Here is a 14,847-nt window from a genome sequence, read left to right on the forward strand (position 1 = left end):
AGGGTGGTTTACCCCTCTTAGCGTTGAGCCAGTGCCTTCCCTGCGAAATCCCGCTACTCATAAGCCATGCCGCAAGAGCAGCGTTTGGAACCTAACATCATTGAGTAGCTCTCGGAGAACTCTCGGTTGACGCGCTGAACCTCTTCGGCGAATTCTTTCTTGTCGCGCGGGATGGGCCCCAGCAGATCCGCTTTCGCCTGGGTGTCGATCACCGCATCGGGCGGCACGAAGCGATGATCGGCAATCATCACATTGCCGGTGACCGTCGCGTTGGTTGCGATGTAGACATTGAGGCCGTGCAGAATGACACCGTCCTGCAGGTTGCTTCCGGCGCCGATGATGCTTGTGAACGCCCCGACAAAAGCAGATGAATCGATATGCGGCACCGCCAACTCCGGTTGAAAGCTTGTCGCTGGATTCGGGCCGATGAACCGGACGAAGCAGTTGGACGGATCGTACGGATAGGTCATGACAAAGCCCCCCTCTGGGATTGTCATAGCCAATGTATGCAGCCTGTGGGCAGCCAAGTACGCGGGAGGAATTCATTATACAGAAACTTTCCATTCGGGATTGGGTGCATTTGTTGGTAAACTGAAGAGAGTAGTTAGATGTGAGAAGGAGCGGTAACGAAATGAAGCAGAACAAATATGATGATCAGGCGTTTTTTGAAAAATACAGCGAAATGCCGCGCTCGGTCGGCGGGCTGCAAGCAGCGGGGGAATGGCCGGTGCTGCGCGCGATGCTGCCGGAGCTTAGGGGCAAGCGGGTGCTGGATCTTGGCTGCGGCTACGGATGGCACTGCCAGTATACGAGCGAGCAGGGGGCCGAGGCAGTGCTAGGGATCGACCTATCGGAGAAGATGCTGAGTTACGCTCGCGAGCACCACAGCGGGCCTTCAATCGAGTACCGTAGGCTTGCCATCGAAGACAGTTCTTTCGCTGCAGGCGAGTTCGACGTCGTGCTCAGCTCGCTGGCGTTGCACTATGTAGAGGACTTCGGCCTGGTATGTCGCAAAGTCCATCAAGCCCTTTCGGTGGGAGGCACTTTTGTGCTGTCCGTCGAGCATCCGGTGTTCACGTCGCGCGCTGCGCAGGACTGGCACTACGGCACTGGCGGCGAACGGCTGCACTGGCCGGTCGACGACTACCAGCAGGAGGGGCTGCGCAACGCGCGGTTTCTGGGCAGCGACGTTGTGAAGTACCACCGTACGGTGGCGACGTACATGAACGCGCTGATCGGAGCCGGCTTCCGCATCACGCAGGTGGCGGAGCCGCAGCCGACGGAGGAAGCGATGGCGGTGTCAGCCGAGATGCGGGACGAGGCGAGGCGTCCGATTTTTCTTTTGTTGGCGGCGGTGAAGAATTAGCGCTTGCATCTAGACGTTTCCTTTTTAGCCGATGTATAATGAAGGGAATTTCTGGTATGTGTAACTGGCGAAACGTAGAGGACTACGGGGGAGCACATGCGTCATACAGCCGATCGCCTGGGCAGAGCGTTTGATCCAATGGGTCAGATGCTCTTTTTATTTCAGGGAGGGATTGCGATGAAGAGGGTAAGACAAGTTGTCGTGGTGCTGTACGATAAGGTGGATACGCTGGATTTTACAGGGCCGCATGATGTTTTTGGGGTTGCCGGTTATTTGGGCGGGGATTTTCGTGTGGGGACGGTATCGGAAAAAGGAACTCCAGTGACGACCGTCAGCGGCATCACCATTACGCCCCGGTATGGCATCGAGCAATGCCCGACGGCGGATATTCTCATTGTGCCCGGAGGACTGGGATCGCGGACGGAAATCGCCAATGAGCGGTTGATCGCCTGGATTCGCGAAGCGGCGGCCAAGGCGGAGCTGGTGCTGTTCGTGTGCACCGGTGCGCTGCTGCTGGCGCAAGCGGGATTGCTGGAGGGGCTGCGGGTGACGACGAACCGCACGGCGTATGGGTTATTGCGGAGCATGGTTTCGCCGCAGGAAACCACGGTCGTCGAGGATGTCCGGTATGTGGATAACGGCCGGATCGTGACGTCCGGCGGCGTGACTGCGGGGTTCGACGCTGCGCTGCATGTCGTGGCCCGACTGTGCGGTGAAGCGCGAGCGACGGAGGTCGCTTCACGGCTGGAGTATGCTTGGCATGCCAAGCTGGATATTCGCAGAGCCGGGACGGAGGACGTGGGGGCGATACGCGGGCTTTTGGTCGGTGCGGCGCAGTGGATCCGGCAAGAAGTCGGTCTTATGCAATGGCGGGAGGAACGGTTTTCGGAGACGTATGTAGCGGAATGGATGGGGAAATCCGAGATGTTCGTGGCATCGCTAGGCGGTCGGACGGTGGGATGTTTCGCCATTCAATGGGGATATGAAGAAATTTGGGGAGAGCAGAACAGTGAAGAAGCCGGGTATTTCCACAAGTTTGCGGTTTCCCGTGAATGCCAAAGCATGGGCATTGGCACCAGGCTTATCAACTGGGCGGAGGGGTACGTGGGTGAGCAGGGCAAAACTCGGCTGCGCCTCGATTGCATGGGCGATAATCCTGCGCTTAATCGGTACTATGTACGTCAGGACTTTACCTTCTGTGGTCGGTATGACGGTCAGGGCTGGGCTGCACATTTGTACGAGAGACCTATCGCCCGCTGTTCAGATGCAAAACCATCCTGAGCATGGTATTGTAAAAGTATTTGATAATACTGGAGGCAAGCCAAGATGAGTCAACGTTACCGCATTACGCGGTCTTTTCAGGAAAACAGTCCGGCGATCTCGCTGGAGGAGTGCAAGCAGTATTTTGCGGATAAAACGGATTTCACGTATACCCCGGTGTTTACGGTGCGTGGCGAGACGACGATGTCGATCGAGGGGGACTTCTTCATGTGGAGTGTAGACGGCGTGCAAATCCCGTTTCGCCATTACCAGGGCGATCTCTACGTCTCCGGCACGAATGAAGCGGTCATTCCCAAAATGCTGGAAGTCGCCAGCGACCTGATGGCGGATGTGGCGGAGGGTTGAGCGAGCTGCTTATTCGACCTAAGCGCAGGGACGAACCGCATCCAGTGCCTCTCCTGCTCTCGGCGGATCCGTCATTGGCGATGGTGGAGGCGTACCTGGCTCGCGGCGAGTGCTATGTAGCGGAGTTGGAGGGACGGGTCATCGGCGTCTATGTGCTTGTCCCGACAAGGCCGGGGACGGCGGAGATTATGAACATCGCTGTTGCAGAGGAGCTGCAAGGGCAGGGCATTGGGAAGCAGCTTGTCCGGCACGCGGTGGAGACGGCGCGGGAGCGGGGCTGCGCGCAGCTCGAGATCGGCACCGGCAATTCAAGCCTAAGTCAGCTCGCGCTGTATCAGAAATGCGGTTTTCGGATCGTTGGGGTGGAGCCGGATTTTTTCGTCCGGCACTACCCAGAGGCCATTTACGAGAACGGTTTGTGGTGCCGGGACATGATTCGATTGGCTATGGCGTTGTAATTCGTCTCTAAGTGGCGTAGCAGTGTGACATAAGCACTCGTCGAGTGCGTAATGAACGAAATCCGGCGCTTAGTGCCTGAATACGCACGCTTCGAGTGCTTATTCAGCTCACTGCAGTTTAACCTGGGGTGACGAGCGCCCGCCGCCGGTCGCCTGTCGCACCAGCACCCCCTCCCCGCCGGCTGCCGCACCTGCAAAAAGTACATGTAATTCCGGTCGAAAGGGGCGATTTGTGGCAGAATCCTGCATTTCATACAGGTAAATCTGCACGAATCCCCCTATCTGAGCTTCAAATAGAGGGAATCCCGCAAATTTGCTGTATTTTTTGCAGGTGATTGGGGATTTCAGGATGCTTTCGGGAAATTTGCTGTAGTTTTTACAGCAGCCCGTGCGCAGCCACTCACTTCCACTCTCACTCCCACGCCGCAATCGCAATCACCGTTTTCTCCGCTTGCCGGAGAGTTTATTCAAAGCCTTGCCGCCGCCGCCGACGGCATGCTGCTGCTTAGTGCCGGGGCTTTCAATGGCGGAGTTCGTCCCGCCCGTGCTATAACGGCCTGCACCGCTTGCGATCTGGGTGGCGGAGGCCCCTTTGGCACGCTTCGGCAGCTTCACGATCTGGTCGTTCAGCACAACGATAATTTCCTTGCCGTGCCGGTGCGCGCCCTGGATCGACGTGCCGGAGACGGGGCCGCCTTTGAAGCTTTTGAGCAGGATGTTCTTCGCTTTTCCGTCGGCGCCGACGCTTTGCTGCTGCTGCGTGTACGGCGATTTGATCGCGGCGTTGCTGCCAGCTGCGCTGCTGCGGCCTGCACCGCTGGCGATCTGGGTCGTGTTGGGCGCGTTGGTGTACTGATGGTTGACGACGAAGACGAGCCGGTCGACGCCGGTAATCGGTGCGTGCGTGATGATGCGCTTGCGGCCTTTTTGAATAATAATCGTGACACGATCATCTTTCATCTGGATGGACCTCCCTGACAGGTTCTCTCTTAAGTATATGTCCACCTGCCGCATTGGTAAGGGACAGCCGTCATAGAGAGGGGCGCAGCGTGCTATATATTTCAGTCCATTTCCGGCGTTCGGCTCCACCGAACAATATCTTTGCGGCGGTACACACTCAGGGCAAGACCGATTGCAATGAACTGCATGACCACTAGGGAACCGTTGAAGCTGACAAAAGGCAGCGAAAACGAGCTAAGCGGAGCAAGCCCCACGGACATAAGCATGTTCCAAAGGTACTGCACGGCGATGATGGTGAGGAGCGCGGAGACCAGCGCTTTGCCGTAGTCGTCCTTCACAGTCCTTGCAACCCGGATGCAGCGTTGGATAAACATCAGGATCATCAGCACCAGGCAGATACCCGCCAGCCAGCCGAAGCAGTAGATGAGAAAAGGAAACATCATACTTTCCTGCAAATAGGGCAGGGTGGAGAGTTGGGCGCCAAACCCGTGTCCTTGCCAGCCAGCGGAATGAATTGCAAGCTTGGATTGCGTGATCATATAATTCTCTCCATTAGGGTCTGTATTCGGTCTAATCCACGCTAGAAAGTTTTGTCTGGCATTGGCTTGGGCAGCAAGCTTCACGAGGAAAATGCCGACAGCCAGTATAATTACGCTAAGATGGGCAGCAATAACCGCCACAGACTTCTTCAAAATCACAACCAATGTCATTCCGCCGATGAGAAGCAACACGAAATTCATGATGGAGTGGGCGTAGAGCAGCAGGATAGCGGGCACCCACAAAACGCCTGCGGTGAGCCACACATGACGAATCGCTCTGTTCCTGAAAGGTTCTCCAGTGTCGGGAGGTAATGGCTTTGACCAAATCCCGGCTAACGCAATGAGGAAGACATAAGGGGCGACGAATGAAGTGTTCAGAGAGACATGTCCCCAAGTGATGATGCCTTTTAATCCAGATACCTTGTTACTGGCTATTAGCCCATAAACAAGCACCACAAGCATCCCAACATACATCCCCCAAGCATACTTCGCCCATTTGGTGTAGTTGCTGAACCCAATCCCCAGCATCAGACATCCGCCAACGGTGAAGTAAAAAATTTGCTTCATATGAAATGCCCCCAGACGGGCGCGACCATCCATTGCTTGATATGCAGAAAACACAGCAACCAGTCCGACCAGCATAAGCAAAGCAATTAAACCGAGCATGCCCCAGTCGACGCGAGGCCGGTGTGCACGATTAAGCTGCTCCCCAATGATTTCGGGCGATCCCATGCGCCGAACCGCTTCGCTCACCGCCGTATCCATATCGTCCCCTTGCGCCAACCTGTCTTCAATCAGCTCCTCCAGATGGCTCTCCAGTTCCCGGCATACGCCCTGATGGACTTCTCTCGCCCGAATTTCCCGGCACACCTGCTTGAGAAAAAGCCGAATTTCTTCGTGATTCCGATAACCGCTCATACACGGCCCTCCCCAAGAACACGATCTACTGTATTGCGGAACAGCTGCCATTCTTCCTTTTTGACTTGAAGCTCGGCCTTGCCTTGCTTGGTAATGCGGTAATATTTCCGCTTGCGGCCGTCTTTCTCATCCCAGTAGGACTCGACGAAACGCTCGGATTCCAACGCATGCAGAATCGGGTAGAGCGTTCCTTCCTTTAACGTGAAAATGCCGTCGGAGGCGGTCTCCATTTCCTTCGTCATCTCATAACCGTACATATCACTGCGGTTTAAAAGGGTCAGAATCAAAATAACCGTGCTGCCTTTCATCAGTTCTTTATTAGGTTTCATCCCAAGACCAGCTCCTTTCTCATGATATGCCTTTTATTTCGATGCATCGAATATCTAGGTATTAGTATACAAGGAACTTTTCTCCCAGGCAACTGGGGCAAACAGCGAACGCAAAAAAAGAAGCAGCCCTTCGCGGGCTGCCTCTTTCACTCCACCTGCGTTTCCTCAATCCACGCGGTGCGCTTCGCCCGCAAGCCGGCAAGTGTGGAATCCGCCGCCGCGTGCTCCGACTGAAGCTGGCGAACGACGGTCCGCACCTGATGGAGGGCGCGCAATGTCTGCTCTTGCGAGCTCTGGATGCGCCCCTGGACGATCCAGTCGGTGATAAGGCCGTCAAACCAGTAATCGGCCATTTTCAACGTATCGCTAATGTCAATCTGAATGTCGATGCTGCGCTGCAAATCCTTCAATTCTTCGCGGAAATTGCGGAGTTGATGATTGGCATTTTGGATGAACGTCTTCGCTTCGTCCACATAGCTGTGCTTCTTATGCGTGCTAATCATTCCGCCGCCGCCCCACGTGTCCCATTTGCCCCAGCTTTCCGCTTTCTCCAGCTTCTCCGAGGCGGCTTCGAGGGAGCTCATGACGCCTTTGCCGGCGCGCCAAGCCTCCGAGAGCTCCTTGACGAGGAGAGATTGCTCCGCGATCTGCTCCTCCATCTCGTGCAGCACCGGGGATAGCGCCGCCTCGCTGCGCAGCGACGCTTCCTTTTTCGCCATGAGCGCGGTGTACTCGGCTTCTGCAAATTGGTAGAGCGCCAAATCGTCGCCCACCTGATGCAGGTCGGCCTTCGTATCCTCCAGCGCCTGGCGGGCGGTCTGCAAAGCGAGCACTGCGTTCAGCACCTGCTGGCGCTCCAGCTGAAGCTGCTCCTCCTTGCTGCGCAGAATCGTATGAAAAAGATTCGCAAGCGTCAGCTTTGTCAGACGCTCCACGTCGGCCTGCTCGGCTTCCAGCTCGAGCTCCAGCTTGACGATGCGCCGCTCGTGGTCGTTCACGCGCTGCTGCAGTTCTTCCCGTCTCCGCTGCGCGCGCTGATAGCGGTACATGCGCTCTTTGGCTATTTCGAGCGAGTCGTGCCATGTCTCTGTCATCGCAATCCCTCATTTCTGTGCAAAATGGAAATCGACACCCTTGGTCATCTTTTACGCATAGACGGCTTGGGAAGTTTCGCTTGGGCACGAATAAGGCCCTCCCTCAATACACCAAAGGAACGGCCTTCGTTAGACTAAGAAAATAAAGGGATCAGCGCACCACCGAATGCAGAAAATAGAACAACTACCCAAGGAGGAAGCTTCCAAAGCATAAGTAATCCAAATGCAGCAATGGCAAGGCAAAAGTCGAGAGGCGTATGAACTGCACTTGTCCATACCGGATTAAACAAAGCAGCAAGCAAGATGCCTACCACGGCTGCGTTAATACCTTTTAGCGTGGATTGAAAATTTGGGCGACGGCGAATCGCATCCCAGAACGGCAAAGAGCCGATAACCAATAAGAAGGACGGCAAAAACATAGCGATTAGTGCAATAAACCCTCCTTGCCACCCGTTCATTACGGTCCCTAGGTAGGAGGAGAAGGTAAACAATGGACCTGGCACGGCTTGGGTTGCTCCGTAACCCGCAAGAAATTGGGAGTCTGTCAGCCACCCGGCCGGTACGATTTCGGATTGAAGCATAGGCAGTACCACATGCCCGCCGCCAAAGACCAGCGAACCAACGCGAAAAAAGCTATCAAACACAGCCAGGAAATGCGAATGAACGACATGCCTTACCAGCGGTAGTCCGATCAGCAATCCAAAAAATAAGACCCAAGCAAAAACTGCTGCACGTTGGCTGATGGAGATTGGGAGCCGGGGAGTTTCGGGAATCTCGGACTTTGCTAAAAAGAATCTGCCGAATAGGCCTGCAACCGTGATGAGAATCAGTTGCCCATAAGCAGAGGACCATAGTAAGGTCATTATGGCAGTTAAGATAGCAATGGTCCCTCGAGTACGATCAGGTGCAAGAGAGCGCGCCATTCCCCAGACTGCCTGTGCAACTACGGCGACAGCTGCAATTATCAAGCCATGAAGCCAACCGGCATTGCCCACATCGTAGTTTTGTAACACATAAGCGAAAATCATCAATGCCAAAGCAGATGGTAATGTAAATCCACACCAAGATGCAATCCCGCCTAACAATCCGCCGCGCAACATTCCAATGGAAATTCCGACTTGGCTGCTTGCGGGTCCCGGCAGGAACTGACATAGAGCGATCAAGTCAGCATAGCTTTTCTCATCCAGCCACTTTCTGCGTTTAACATATTCATCTCGGAAATACCCTAAATGCGCAATAGGACCGCCGAATGAAGTTAATCCAAGTTTTGTGGATACTTTCAAAATTTCAAATAGGGAGCTCTTTTCCTTTTCCAATGGTCAACACCTTTTTCTGCAAATTATCGTCCATTATTGAAATTCGATATTATATTATCACGAATGCAGAACGACCAATGTTGATTTATTGTTAAATCCCTGATTTTCGAGTACAACTATGCTTGTGAAGGCTGTGCGCCGAGGTGCCCGCGGGCAACGCCGTTTTTGCCTCTTCGTTTGGCCTGATAAAGCGCTTTATCGCAGGTGGAGTAGAGCATTTCGAGCTGCGTCCTGTCGTCGGGGATAACCGTTAGTACGCCCATACTGATCGTATAGGTTCGCGAAGTGCCGGGAATGCCGGCATGTTCCGCTGTTTGGCGGAGGTGCTCGGCAATGGCAGCGGAAGCCTCTTCATCCCTGCCGGGCAGCAAAATGGCAAATTCGTCCCCGCCGTACCGCGCCAGCAAATCCTCTTCCCCCAAATTCCGCTGAATGCGAGCGGTGAGATCGACCAGCGCCCGATCCCCGATATCATGACCGAACGTATCGTTAATGCCTTTAAATTCATCAATGTCAAAAAGAAGCAGCGAAACCGGCTTTTTCTTCCGAGCAAGCGTCCGTAGGTGGTCGTTCGTGCGGGCAATGAACGTCCTGCGGTTCAGAGCGCCTGTCAGGTCGTCATTGCTTGCCAGATGCAGCAGCGCCTTGTCCGCCTGCTCCTTCATTAAGAGAAGAAAGCCCGTATTGGTCGAAATCATGATCAGGTACTGCCCGACGAGCATGAAGGATTGGTTGCCGGTTTTGACATGAAAATAACTGAGCGTCGCAACAAAGGATACCGCGAATATGCCCCGAAGCAGCAGGATGATCACAATAGCCGAATAGACATAACCCATGATACAGGAGACGGTGGAAGCGGCTTTTTGGCGAACCATCCGGATGGCCGGTATGATAATGCCCGCAGCGAGTCCGAAGGACGCGATCGCCACGCGGAACTCTTCCCAGTTGTGAAAAAGCAGAATCAGATGGAAAACGACCAGAGTACATATCGTTAATGCAATAAAATAACGCGAATCAGACTTTTTTTGTAGATTTTGCGTTTGCAGGACAGCGACAATTTCGAATGCATACCCGATAAATAGCGCGGTGTTCACCAGCGATAACGTAAGCGGGTCGGCCGAGCCGCCGCGCAGGAGCAGGATGAGCCAGGCTGCGGCTTGGAGGCCTTTTGCATAAAAAAAGCTCCGAATTCCGACTTGCTGCTTATGATGACGCCAATAGGCGGTAATTAACACGGCTGTAAACAGGTTCCCGATGATCAGGGTCGTCAGCATTGTTTTCAAATCCAGTTGTAGACTCATTTCGATCTCCATCTGACTTCAGGGTTTTGTCGAACGACATTTATTTTACCATATTCATGTAGAAGGATGTCTGAAATCTTGTTAAAATTAAAGCAGCTTTAGGGGCATTCGCGTCTTTCCATACAATCATAAAATGATTAATCATGTAAATTAGAAGAGGGGCATATAGGATGAAAAGAATGATTTTCCGCGCGGCCTGGAAGCAGGGCGAAGCGCCGGCAGGGATTAGGGCGCTGACAGGCAGCAGGGAGGCCGAGAAGCTGGTGCGGCAAGGCATCTTGATGACAGCGGCGGCTTACGAGTGGCGCGGGCAGCTGTTTCTATATTACGAGTGCGTCGACCGCCATGTCGAGCCGGATGACGTTGCCGGTGCGGCGCTGCCCTATTTGCAGGAGTGGCCTGGTCAGCCGGAGCCGCGGAAGTGGATTGGGATGGTCGATGTGTTTCATTTTAACGAACCGGCTAGTCCCGAACATTGGATGCGCAAGCAGCCTGTGGAGAAACGGGTAGGGCGGGTGGCCCATCTCAAGCCGGAGATGATCAGCAGTTACATTTACTATCATTACCAACTTCAAGAAGAACGTGCGTTTCTAGGAGACAAATATGAAATTATCGCGATGCACGAGAATCTGCTGTTCGGTTATCAGGAATTTCCGAAGGTGATCGAAGATCCGGTGCTTCCGGGCCGCTTGCAGACGAAGGGAACGCCGGAGAACTGGAACGACGCCCGGATGGATTTGCATTTTCAGCCATGGGAGGATGGGCATTTGTATTTTAAACCGATTAACACGGTGTTCGCTTACTACATGGGTGATTTGACTACGGAAGAAAGTTTGTGATGGGATGGCTAAAATGATGACCGATACGGCGGCAGCCGCGCGCGGGAAAAATCGGCTCTGGCTCGTGCTGGTGCTCGGCTTGCTCGCATCGTTCGGGCCGCTGTCGCTCGATATGTACCTGCCTGCGCTGCCGGTGATTGCAGGGGATCTGGAGACGACAACCTCGCTTGCGCAAATGAGCTTAACCGCCTGCATGCTGGGGCTGTCGCTCGGGCAGTTGGTCGCAGGCGCGATTAGCGATGTGCGAGGCAGACGGGTTCCGCTGCTGATCGGGCTAGCCGTGTACGGCGTGTCCTCCGCGCTTTGTATCTGGGCGCCGACCATCGGGGCGTTTCTGCTCTTGCGCTTCATTCAGGGGCTGGCTGGGGCTGCCGGCATTGTGATCTCCCGCGCCATTGTGCGGGATCTGTACGAAGGCGTGGCGTTGACCAAATTCATCGCCCTGCTCATGCTGGTCAACGGGGCGGCGCCGATCCTGGCTCCGATTATCGGAGGGCAGTTGCTGGAATTCGGAGACTGGCGCGACATGTTCGGCGTGCTGAGCGTGTTCGGTGTCGTGATGCTGATGGCGGTGGTGCTCGGGCTCAAAGAAACCCACCCGCCCGAGCGCCGGACCCAAAGCGGGCTTGGGAATACGCTTCGCGTGTTCCGCGGATTATTGACGCACCGCCTGTTTATGGGGTATGCGTTAACGCAGGGGCTCGTTTTTGCGGCGATGTTCGCTTATATTTCGGGTTCGCCGTTTGTTTTGCAGGAATTGTTCGGCCTGTCGCCGCAGCAGTTCAGTCTTGTGTTTGCCGTGAATGGCGCAGGTATCATTCTTTCAGGACAGCTGACCGGGCGGCTCGCCGGTCGATTGAGCAGCGTCCGCCTGCTCGGCGGCGGTCTTGCCATAGCGGCCAGCGGCGGCGTGCTGCTGCTCGCGGCTGTGCTGTTCGGCGGGGGCTTGACGCTGATCCTGCCGGCTTTTTTCCTGATCGTGGCGAGCGTGGGCCCCGTCTCGGTCTCGACCTCTTCACTCGCGCTGCAGGAGCAGGGCGAGGTGGCAGGCAGTGCCGCGGCGCTGCTCGGCCTGATGACGTTCGTCATCGGCGGCCTTGTGGCGCCGCTTGTCGGCCTCGGCGGCAGCGGCACCGCGGTGCCGCTGGGTGTGATGATCGCCGTGCTGGAGCTCGGGGCGATTGTTTGTTTTTTTACGCTTGCGCGGAGCAAGCGGTAAGTGTGTGGCGCCGATGCGTGCGGGGAACCGCGGGTGTGGGCGCTTTTTGGCGCGCAGCGGAGTGGGCGCTGCGGGAGAAGTGCTGCAGCGGGCAACGCGCGGCCGTATGAAGCAGCGCCTGGCTGGCGTACAGGCGGCTGCCTGTGTGGAGGTGACTGCGCCGGTGAAGCGCTGGAAGATAAGAGGGGGAAAACCCTCTTATTTTGGGGTTTTAGACGCATTAGCTTGAAATAAGAGTGGCTAGCCACTCTTATTTCATCCACAGCCGGCCTTTTTCGGGCTTTCGTGAACAATTAAGGGTGGTTTACCACCCTTAATTTAGAGATTACTCGGCATTGGCGCAAAATAAGAGGGTTTGCATACGCTTACATAATCTAGACTCTCAATGGCCGTTTGAGAAAAACTAACTACTCTTCGAAACCTGCCACCTTTCGCCCAGCTAGCTACTCTTGGAAACCTGCCATTCTTCGCCCAGCTAGCTACTCTTGGAAACCTGCCATTCTTCGCCCAACTAACTATTTTTCGAAACCTGCCACTCTTCGCCCAGCTAGCTACTCTCCTGCAACTGCCACTTCCGCTAAACTAGTCTCGCCAACCGTCGTTCTGCTACGTTGCGTTTATTCGCGAATTCATTGGATGTTCACACTTTTTTCACAATTGTGCGCTACACTGGAAAAAGATCTGACCATTTAGAGCAAAAGGTGGGGAATAAAATTGAAGCGCATACATAAAACTTGGGTCGCCGGCATGCTTGCAGCCGGTTTGCTTATCGGCGGGGGACTCTTGCTGCAGCACAACCAGGCATTTGCAGATGAATCGGCTTCGCCTGGAGCACCAACTTCGTCGCCTGCGGTGAAGAAACACGGTTTCCCTGAGGGGTTCAAGGGGAACCAAGAGGGACGCGGCTTCGGCGACCATCGCGCGCCTGCGTTCGGCAAAGGTGGCGGCATACCCGGATTTGGCATAGGGGGCGACTCGAATGAGCTCGCGACGCTGCTCGGCATGACGCAGGAAGAGCTGACGGCGGAGCGTAAAGCGGGCAAGTCGCTTGCGGAGATTGCGCAGGCGAAAGGCGTCAGCGAAGACACGCTTGTGGCCAAACTGACCGAGGCGGAGACGAAGAAGCTGGATGACGCCGTCGCGGCAGGGAAGCTTAAACAAGAGCAAGCGGATAAAATGAAAACCGGCATCGCCGACCGGTGGAAAAAGCTTGTAGAAGCGAAGCCCGGCACAGTGGACGGCCGCAAGGGGCCTGCGCCTGCGTTTGGCAAGGGCGGCAGCATGGCGGGCTTCGGCACATGGGGCGACCCGCATGAGCTGGCGACGATCCTTGGCATGACGGACGAGGAACTGGCCGCCGAGCGCAAAGCAGGCAAATCGCTTGCGGAGATTGCGCAGGCCAAAGGCATCAGCGAAGACGAGCTCATCGCGAAGCTCAAAGACAGCATGACGGCGCAGCTCAAGAGCTTCGTCGAACGCAAAGGCGGCGACAAGCCGACCACGCCGCCGCAGCACGGCGGCAAGCCGTTTAAGGCGCCGCGCGGCCATATCGGCACGCCGGCGGGCACCGCGGCGCCGCAGGCCGGGGCTTAGGCGCAGCCGAAGCCGAAGCACCCCCATCTCCACTTTATAGTGGGAGGTGGGGGTGTTTTTGTGCTGCGCGGCCGAGGTGCACCTGCATTTTATACAGCAAAATGCCCGGAATTTCTAAAATTGCAGCATTTTCCTGCATTTCCTACAGCTAAATCACGCTGGGAGGCTCAATTTATCGCCAAAAGCGGCGATTACCCGAAAACTTGCTGTACATAGTGCAGGTTATATGTGCGTTTCGGTGGGATATGGCGTATTTTGATGTACATTTTACATGTTCTGACCGCAACGGCCCCTTGAGTACGCCCTTTCATGGGGTGTGACTCCCCATCAATCCACATACTGCAGCACCCCGCGCAACAAGCCATACTGGACCACCTTGCCACCGGGCGTTCGCGAAATCGGATGTAGCCACCCTTTGGCGCAGAGCGATTGCAGAAGTCGCAGCGCTGTCCGGTGATTGATCCCAAAATGCCGCTCCACATCCACTGGCCTAAGCGGCGCAGCCTGCTGATGGAGAAGGCGCAAAATTTCCTTCTCAGCCAGCACCGCCCGATCGACAGGAGAGGCAGCGGTGTGAAAGCGGCCGAGCAGCATTTGCAGCAGGTTCATACATAGTCCAGGCCGATAAGCCACGTCATCATAAGCGAACGATACGACACGGAACCCCAGCGCCTGAAGAAACGTTTCACGGTTCAACTCATCGCAGTATCCTTTTCGATCGAGTTCTTGAACGTGTGGCCCGTACCCTTTGATTTCCACCATAAACTTCACTTCAGCCAGCCCCGGCAAATACGCAAAATCCCCGAAATACGACCGCCCCCGCCAATCCATCACTTCATACTCCGGGTGCAGATCCTGCAAATTTCCCATTAAAGGGAACCAGACCTGCTGCAAAAACAGCTTCTCCGCATGGAACGGGCCGCGTTCGAGCCTGCTTCGGCGTTCTCCTTTGCGGCGGGCGATGTGCCCCTCCATAAATTGTTGATACGAGTCCTCGAATTGCAGAGCTTTCACTTCTCAACGCCTCCTTATCGCTAAAAACAAAAAACGCCCCGTACTCATCCTGGGATGAATAGGGACGTTCCTCGTCTCATTGCTCACAATTATATCCAAGTTGCCGCCAAAATGCGAAGAAAATTAATATTTTACACATCTTATTTTCATCTTGTCTTCATACAAGAGCCCTATAATAAATCTCGACCCCCTTTTAATATATATAGACCTTGGACCCGTGGCCCGTTGCTGCGGGTCTCTTTTTGTTTCAAAGGGGTGCCATGATTTGGTAGAAT

At 55.0% G+C, this 14,847-nt stretch carries 16 protein-coding genes and 1 riboswitch; of the genes, 8 read left to right on the top strand and 8 right to left on the bottom strand.

Annotated features, from left to right (window positions below; genetic code table 11):
- Positions 1 to 53 precede the first annotated feature (53 nt).
- Positions 54 to 497 carry a hypothetical protein gene (locus ABE504_RS21735; RefSeq protein ID WP_430092567.1) on the bottom strand — a complete coding sequence of 148 codons (444 nt, stop codon included), beginning with the start codon at positions 495 to 497 and terminating at the stop codon, positions 54 to 56.
- Positions 498 to 631: 134 nt separating this feature from the next.
- Between ABE504_RS21735 and ABE504_RS21740 the strand changes: the two genes are divergently transcribed.
- The 4 genes from ABE504_RS21740 to ABE504_RS21755 all read left to right on the top strand — a co-directional run bounded on the left by ABE504_RS21740 (position 632) and on the right by ABE504_RS21755 (position 3,450).
- Entirely contained in the window at positions 632 to 1,366 is a 735-nt protein-coding gene (locus ABE504_RS21740; protein WP_430092785.1) for a class I SAM-dependent methyltransferase, read from the top strand.
- A gap of 50 nt (positions 1,367 to 1,416) precedes the next feature.
- A riboswitch (ZMP/ZTP riboswitch) is annotated at positions 1,417 to 1,496 on the top strand.
- A 47-nt stretch (positions 1,497 to 1,543) separates the two neighbouring features.
- The gene (locus ABE504_RS21745) at positions 1,544 to 2,647 is read left to right on the top strand and encodes a GNAT family N-acetyltransferase (protein WP_430092569.1); all 1,104 of its coding nucleotides are present in this window, start codon (positions 1,544 to 1,546) and stop codon (positions 2,645 to 2,647) included.
- Between the two features lie 45 nt (positions 2,648 to 2,692).
- A complete protein-coding gene (locus ABE504_RS21750; protein ID WP_430092571.1) occupies positions 2,693 to 2,992 on the top strand; it encodes a hypothetical protein in 300 nt (99 codons plus the stop codon).
- Between the two features lie 5 nt (positions 2,993 to 2,997).
- Positions 2,998 to 3,450 carry a GNAT family N-acetyltransferase gene (locus tag ABE504_RS21755; RefSeq protein ID WP_430092787.1) on the top strand — a complete coding sequence of 151 codons (453 nt, stop codon included), beginning with the start codon at positions 2,998 to 3,000 and terminating at the stop codon, positions 3,448 to 3,450.
- A 435-nt stretch (positions 3,451 to 3,885) separates the two neighbouring features.
- On the opposite strand, the gene ABE504_RS21760 is transcribed toward ABE504_RS21755, so the two are convergent.
- The 6 genes from ABE504_RS21760 to ABE504_RS21785 form a co-directional block, all read right to left on the bottom strand.
- Complete coding sequence (locus ABE504_RS21760; RefSeq protein WP_430092573.1) at positions 3,886 to 4,410, bottom strand: hypothetical protein; 525 nt, start codon at positions 4,408 to 4,410, stop codon at positions 3,886 to 3,888.
- A gap of 101 nt (positions 4,411 to 4,511) precedes the next feature.
- Positions 4,512 to 5,867, bottom strand: coding sequence for an FtsW/RodA/SpoVE family cell cycle protein (locus ABE504_RS21765; RefSeq protein ID WP_430092575.1), 1,356 nt, complete (start codon positions 5,865 to 5,867; stop codon positions 4,512 to 4,514).
- On the bottom strand, positions 5,864 to 6,196 hold the full coding sequence (locus ABE504_RS21770) for a PadR family transcriptional regulator (RefSeq protein ID WP_430092577.1): 333 nt from the start codon (positions 6,194 to 6,196) through the stop codon (positions 5,864 to 5,866). Before ABE504_RS21770 ends, ABE504_RS21765 begins: the two co-directional genes overlap by 4 nt.
- A gap of 146 nt (positions 6,197 to 6,342) precedes the next feature.
- Positions 6,343 to 7,290: a hypothetical protein gene (locus tag ABE504_RS21775; RefSeq protein ID WP_430092579.1), complete on the bottom strand. Its 948-nt coding sequence runs from the start codon at positions 7,288 to 7,290 to the stop codon at positions 6,343 to 6,345.
- 134 nt (positions 7,291 to 7,424) lie between these two features.
- Positions 7,425 to 8,606, bottom strand: coding sequence for a chromate transporter (locus tag ABE504_RS21780; protein ID WP_430092582.1), 1,182 nt, complete (start codon positions 8,604 to 8,606; stop codon positions 7,425 to 7,427).
- A 116-nt stretch (positions 8,607 to 8,722) separates the two neighbouring features.
- Positions 8,723 to 9,907, bottom strand: a complete 1,185-nt coding sequence (locus ABE504_RS21785; RefSeq protein WP_430092584.1) for a GGDEF domain-containing protein — start codon at positions 9,905 to 9,907, stop codon at positions 8,723 to 8,725.
- Between the two features lie 170 nt (positions 9,908 to 10,077).
- Between ABE504_RS21785 and ABE504_RS21790 the strand changes: the two genes are divergently transcribed.
- The 4 genes from ABE504_RS21790 to ABE504_RS21805 all read left to right on the top strand — a co-directional run bounded on the left by ABE504_RS21790 (position 10,078) and on the right by ABE504_RS21805 (position 13,558).
- Positions 10,078 to 10,746: a hypothetical protein gene (locus ABE504_RS21790; RefSeq protein ID WP_430092586.1), complete on the top strand. Its 669-nt coding sequence runs from the start codon at positions 10,078 to 10,080 to the stop codon at positions 10,744 to 10,746.
- Between the two features lie 13 nt (positions 10,747 to 10,759).
- Positions 10,760 to 11,965: a multidrug effflux MFS transporter gene (locus ABE504_RS21795; protein ID WP_430092589.1), complete on the top strand. Its 1,206-nt coding sequence runs from the start codon at positions 10,760 to 10,762 to the stop codon at positions 11,963 to 11,965.
- A 46-nt stretch (positions 11,966 to 12,011) separates the two neighbouring features.
- On the top strand, positions 12,012 to 12,194 hold the full coding sequence (locus tag ABE504_RS21800) for a hypothetical protein (RefSeq protein WP_430092591.1): 183 nt from the start codon (positions 12,012 to 12,014) through the stop codon (positions 12,192 to 12,194).
- Positions 12,195 to 12,679: 485 nt separating this feature from the next.
- Positions 12,680 to 13,558: a hypothetical protein gene (locus tag ABE504_RS21805; RefSeq protein WP_430092593.1), complete on the top strand. Its 879-nt coding sequence runs from the start codon at positions 12,680 to 12,682 to the stop codon at positions 13,556 to 13,558.
- Between the two features lie 327 nt (positions 13,559 to 13,885).
- Here ABE504_RS21805 and ABE504_RS21810 read toward each other — a convergent pair whose 3' ends face one another.
- Complete coding sequence (locus ABE504_RS21810; protein WP_430092596.1) at positions 13,886 to 14,572, bottom strand: hypothetical protein; 687 nt, start codon at positions 14,570 to 14,572, stop codon at positions 13,886 to 13,888.
- Positions 14,573 to 14,847: the final 275 nt, after the last annotated feature.

Source organism: Paenibacillus oryzisoli (assembly GCF_050467285.1).
GTDB lineage: Bacteria > Bacillota > Bacilli > Paenibacillales > NBRC-103111 > Paenibacillus_E > Paenibacillus_E oryzisoli_A.

What these genes read in the sequence shown, in the direction of transcription:
- ABE504_RS21750 (WP_430092571.1), top strand. Translation starts at nt 2,693, where the DNA reads ATGAGTCAACGTTACCGCATTACGCGGTCTTTTCAGGAAAACAGTCCG.
- ABE504_RS21770 (WP_430092577.1), bottom strand. Translation starts at nt 6,196, where the DNA reads ATGAAACCTAATAAAGAACTGATGAAAGGCAGCACGGTTATTTTGATT.
- ABE504_RS21795 (WP_430092589.1), top strand. Translation starts at nt 10,760, where the DNA reads ATGATGACCGATACGGCGGCAGCCGCGCGCGGGAAAAATCGGCTCTGG.
- ABE504_RS21785 (WP_430092584.1), bottom strand. Translation starts at nt 9,907, where the DNA reads ATGAGTCTACAACTGGATTTGAAAACAATGCTGACGACCCTGATCATC.
- ABE504_RS21735 (WP_430092567.1), bottom strand. Translation starts at nt 497, where the DNA reads ATGACAATCCCAGAGGGGGGCTTTGTCATGACCTATCCGTACGATCCG.
- ABE504_RS21745 (WP_430092569.1), top strand. Translation starts at nt 1,544, where the DNA reads ATGAAGAGGGTAAGACAAGTTGTCGTGGTGCTGTACGATAAGGTGGAT.
- ABE504_RS21760 (WP_430092573.1), bottom strand. Translation starts at nt 4,410, where the DNA reads ATGAAAGATGATCGTGTCACGATTATTATTCAAAAAGGCCGCAAGCGC.
- ABE504_RS21740 (WP_430092785.1), top strand. Translation starts at nt 632, where the DNA reads ATGAAGCAGAACAAATATGATGATCAGGCGTTTTTTGAAAAATACAGC.
- ABE504_RS21765 (WP_430092575.1), bottom strand. Translation starts at nt 5,867, where the DNA reads ATGAGCGGTTATCGGAATCACGAAGAAATTCGGCTTTTTCTCAAGCAG.
- ABE504_RS21790 (WP_430092586.1), top strand. Translation starts at nt 10,078, where the DNA reads ATGAAAAGAATGATTTTCCGCGCGGCCTGGAAGCAGGGCGAAGCGCCG.
- ABE504_RS21775 (WP_430092579.1), bottom strand. Translation starts at nt 7,290, where the DNA reads ATGACAGAGACATGGCACGACTCGCTCGAAATAGCCAAAGAGCGCATG.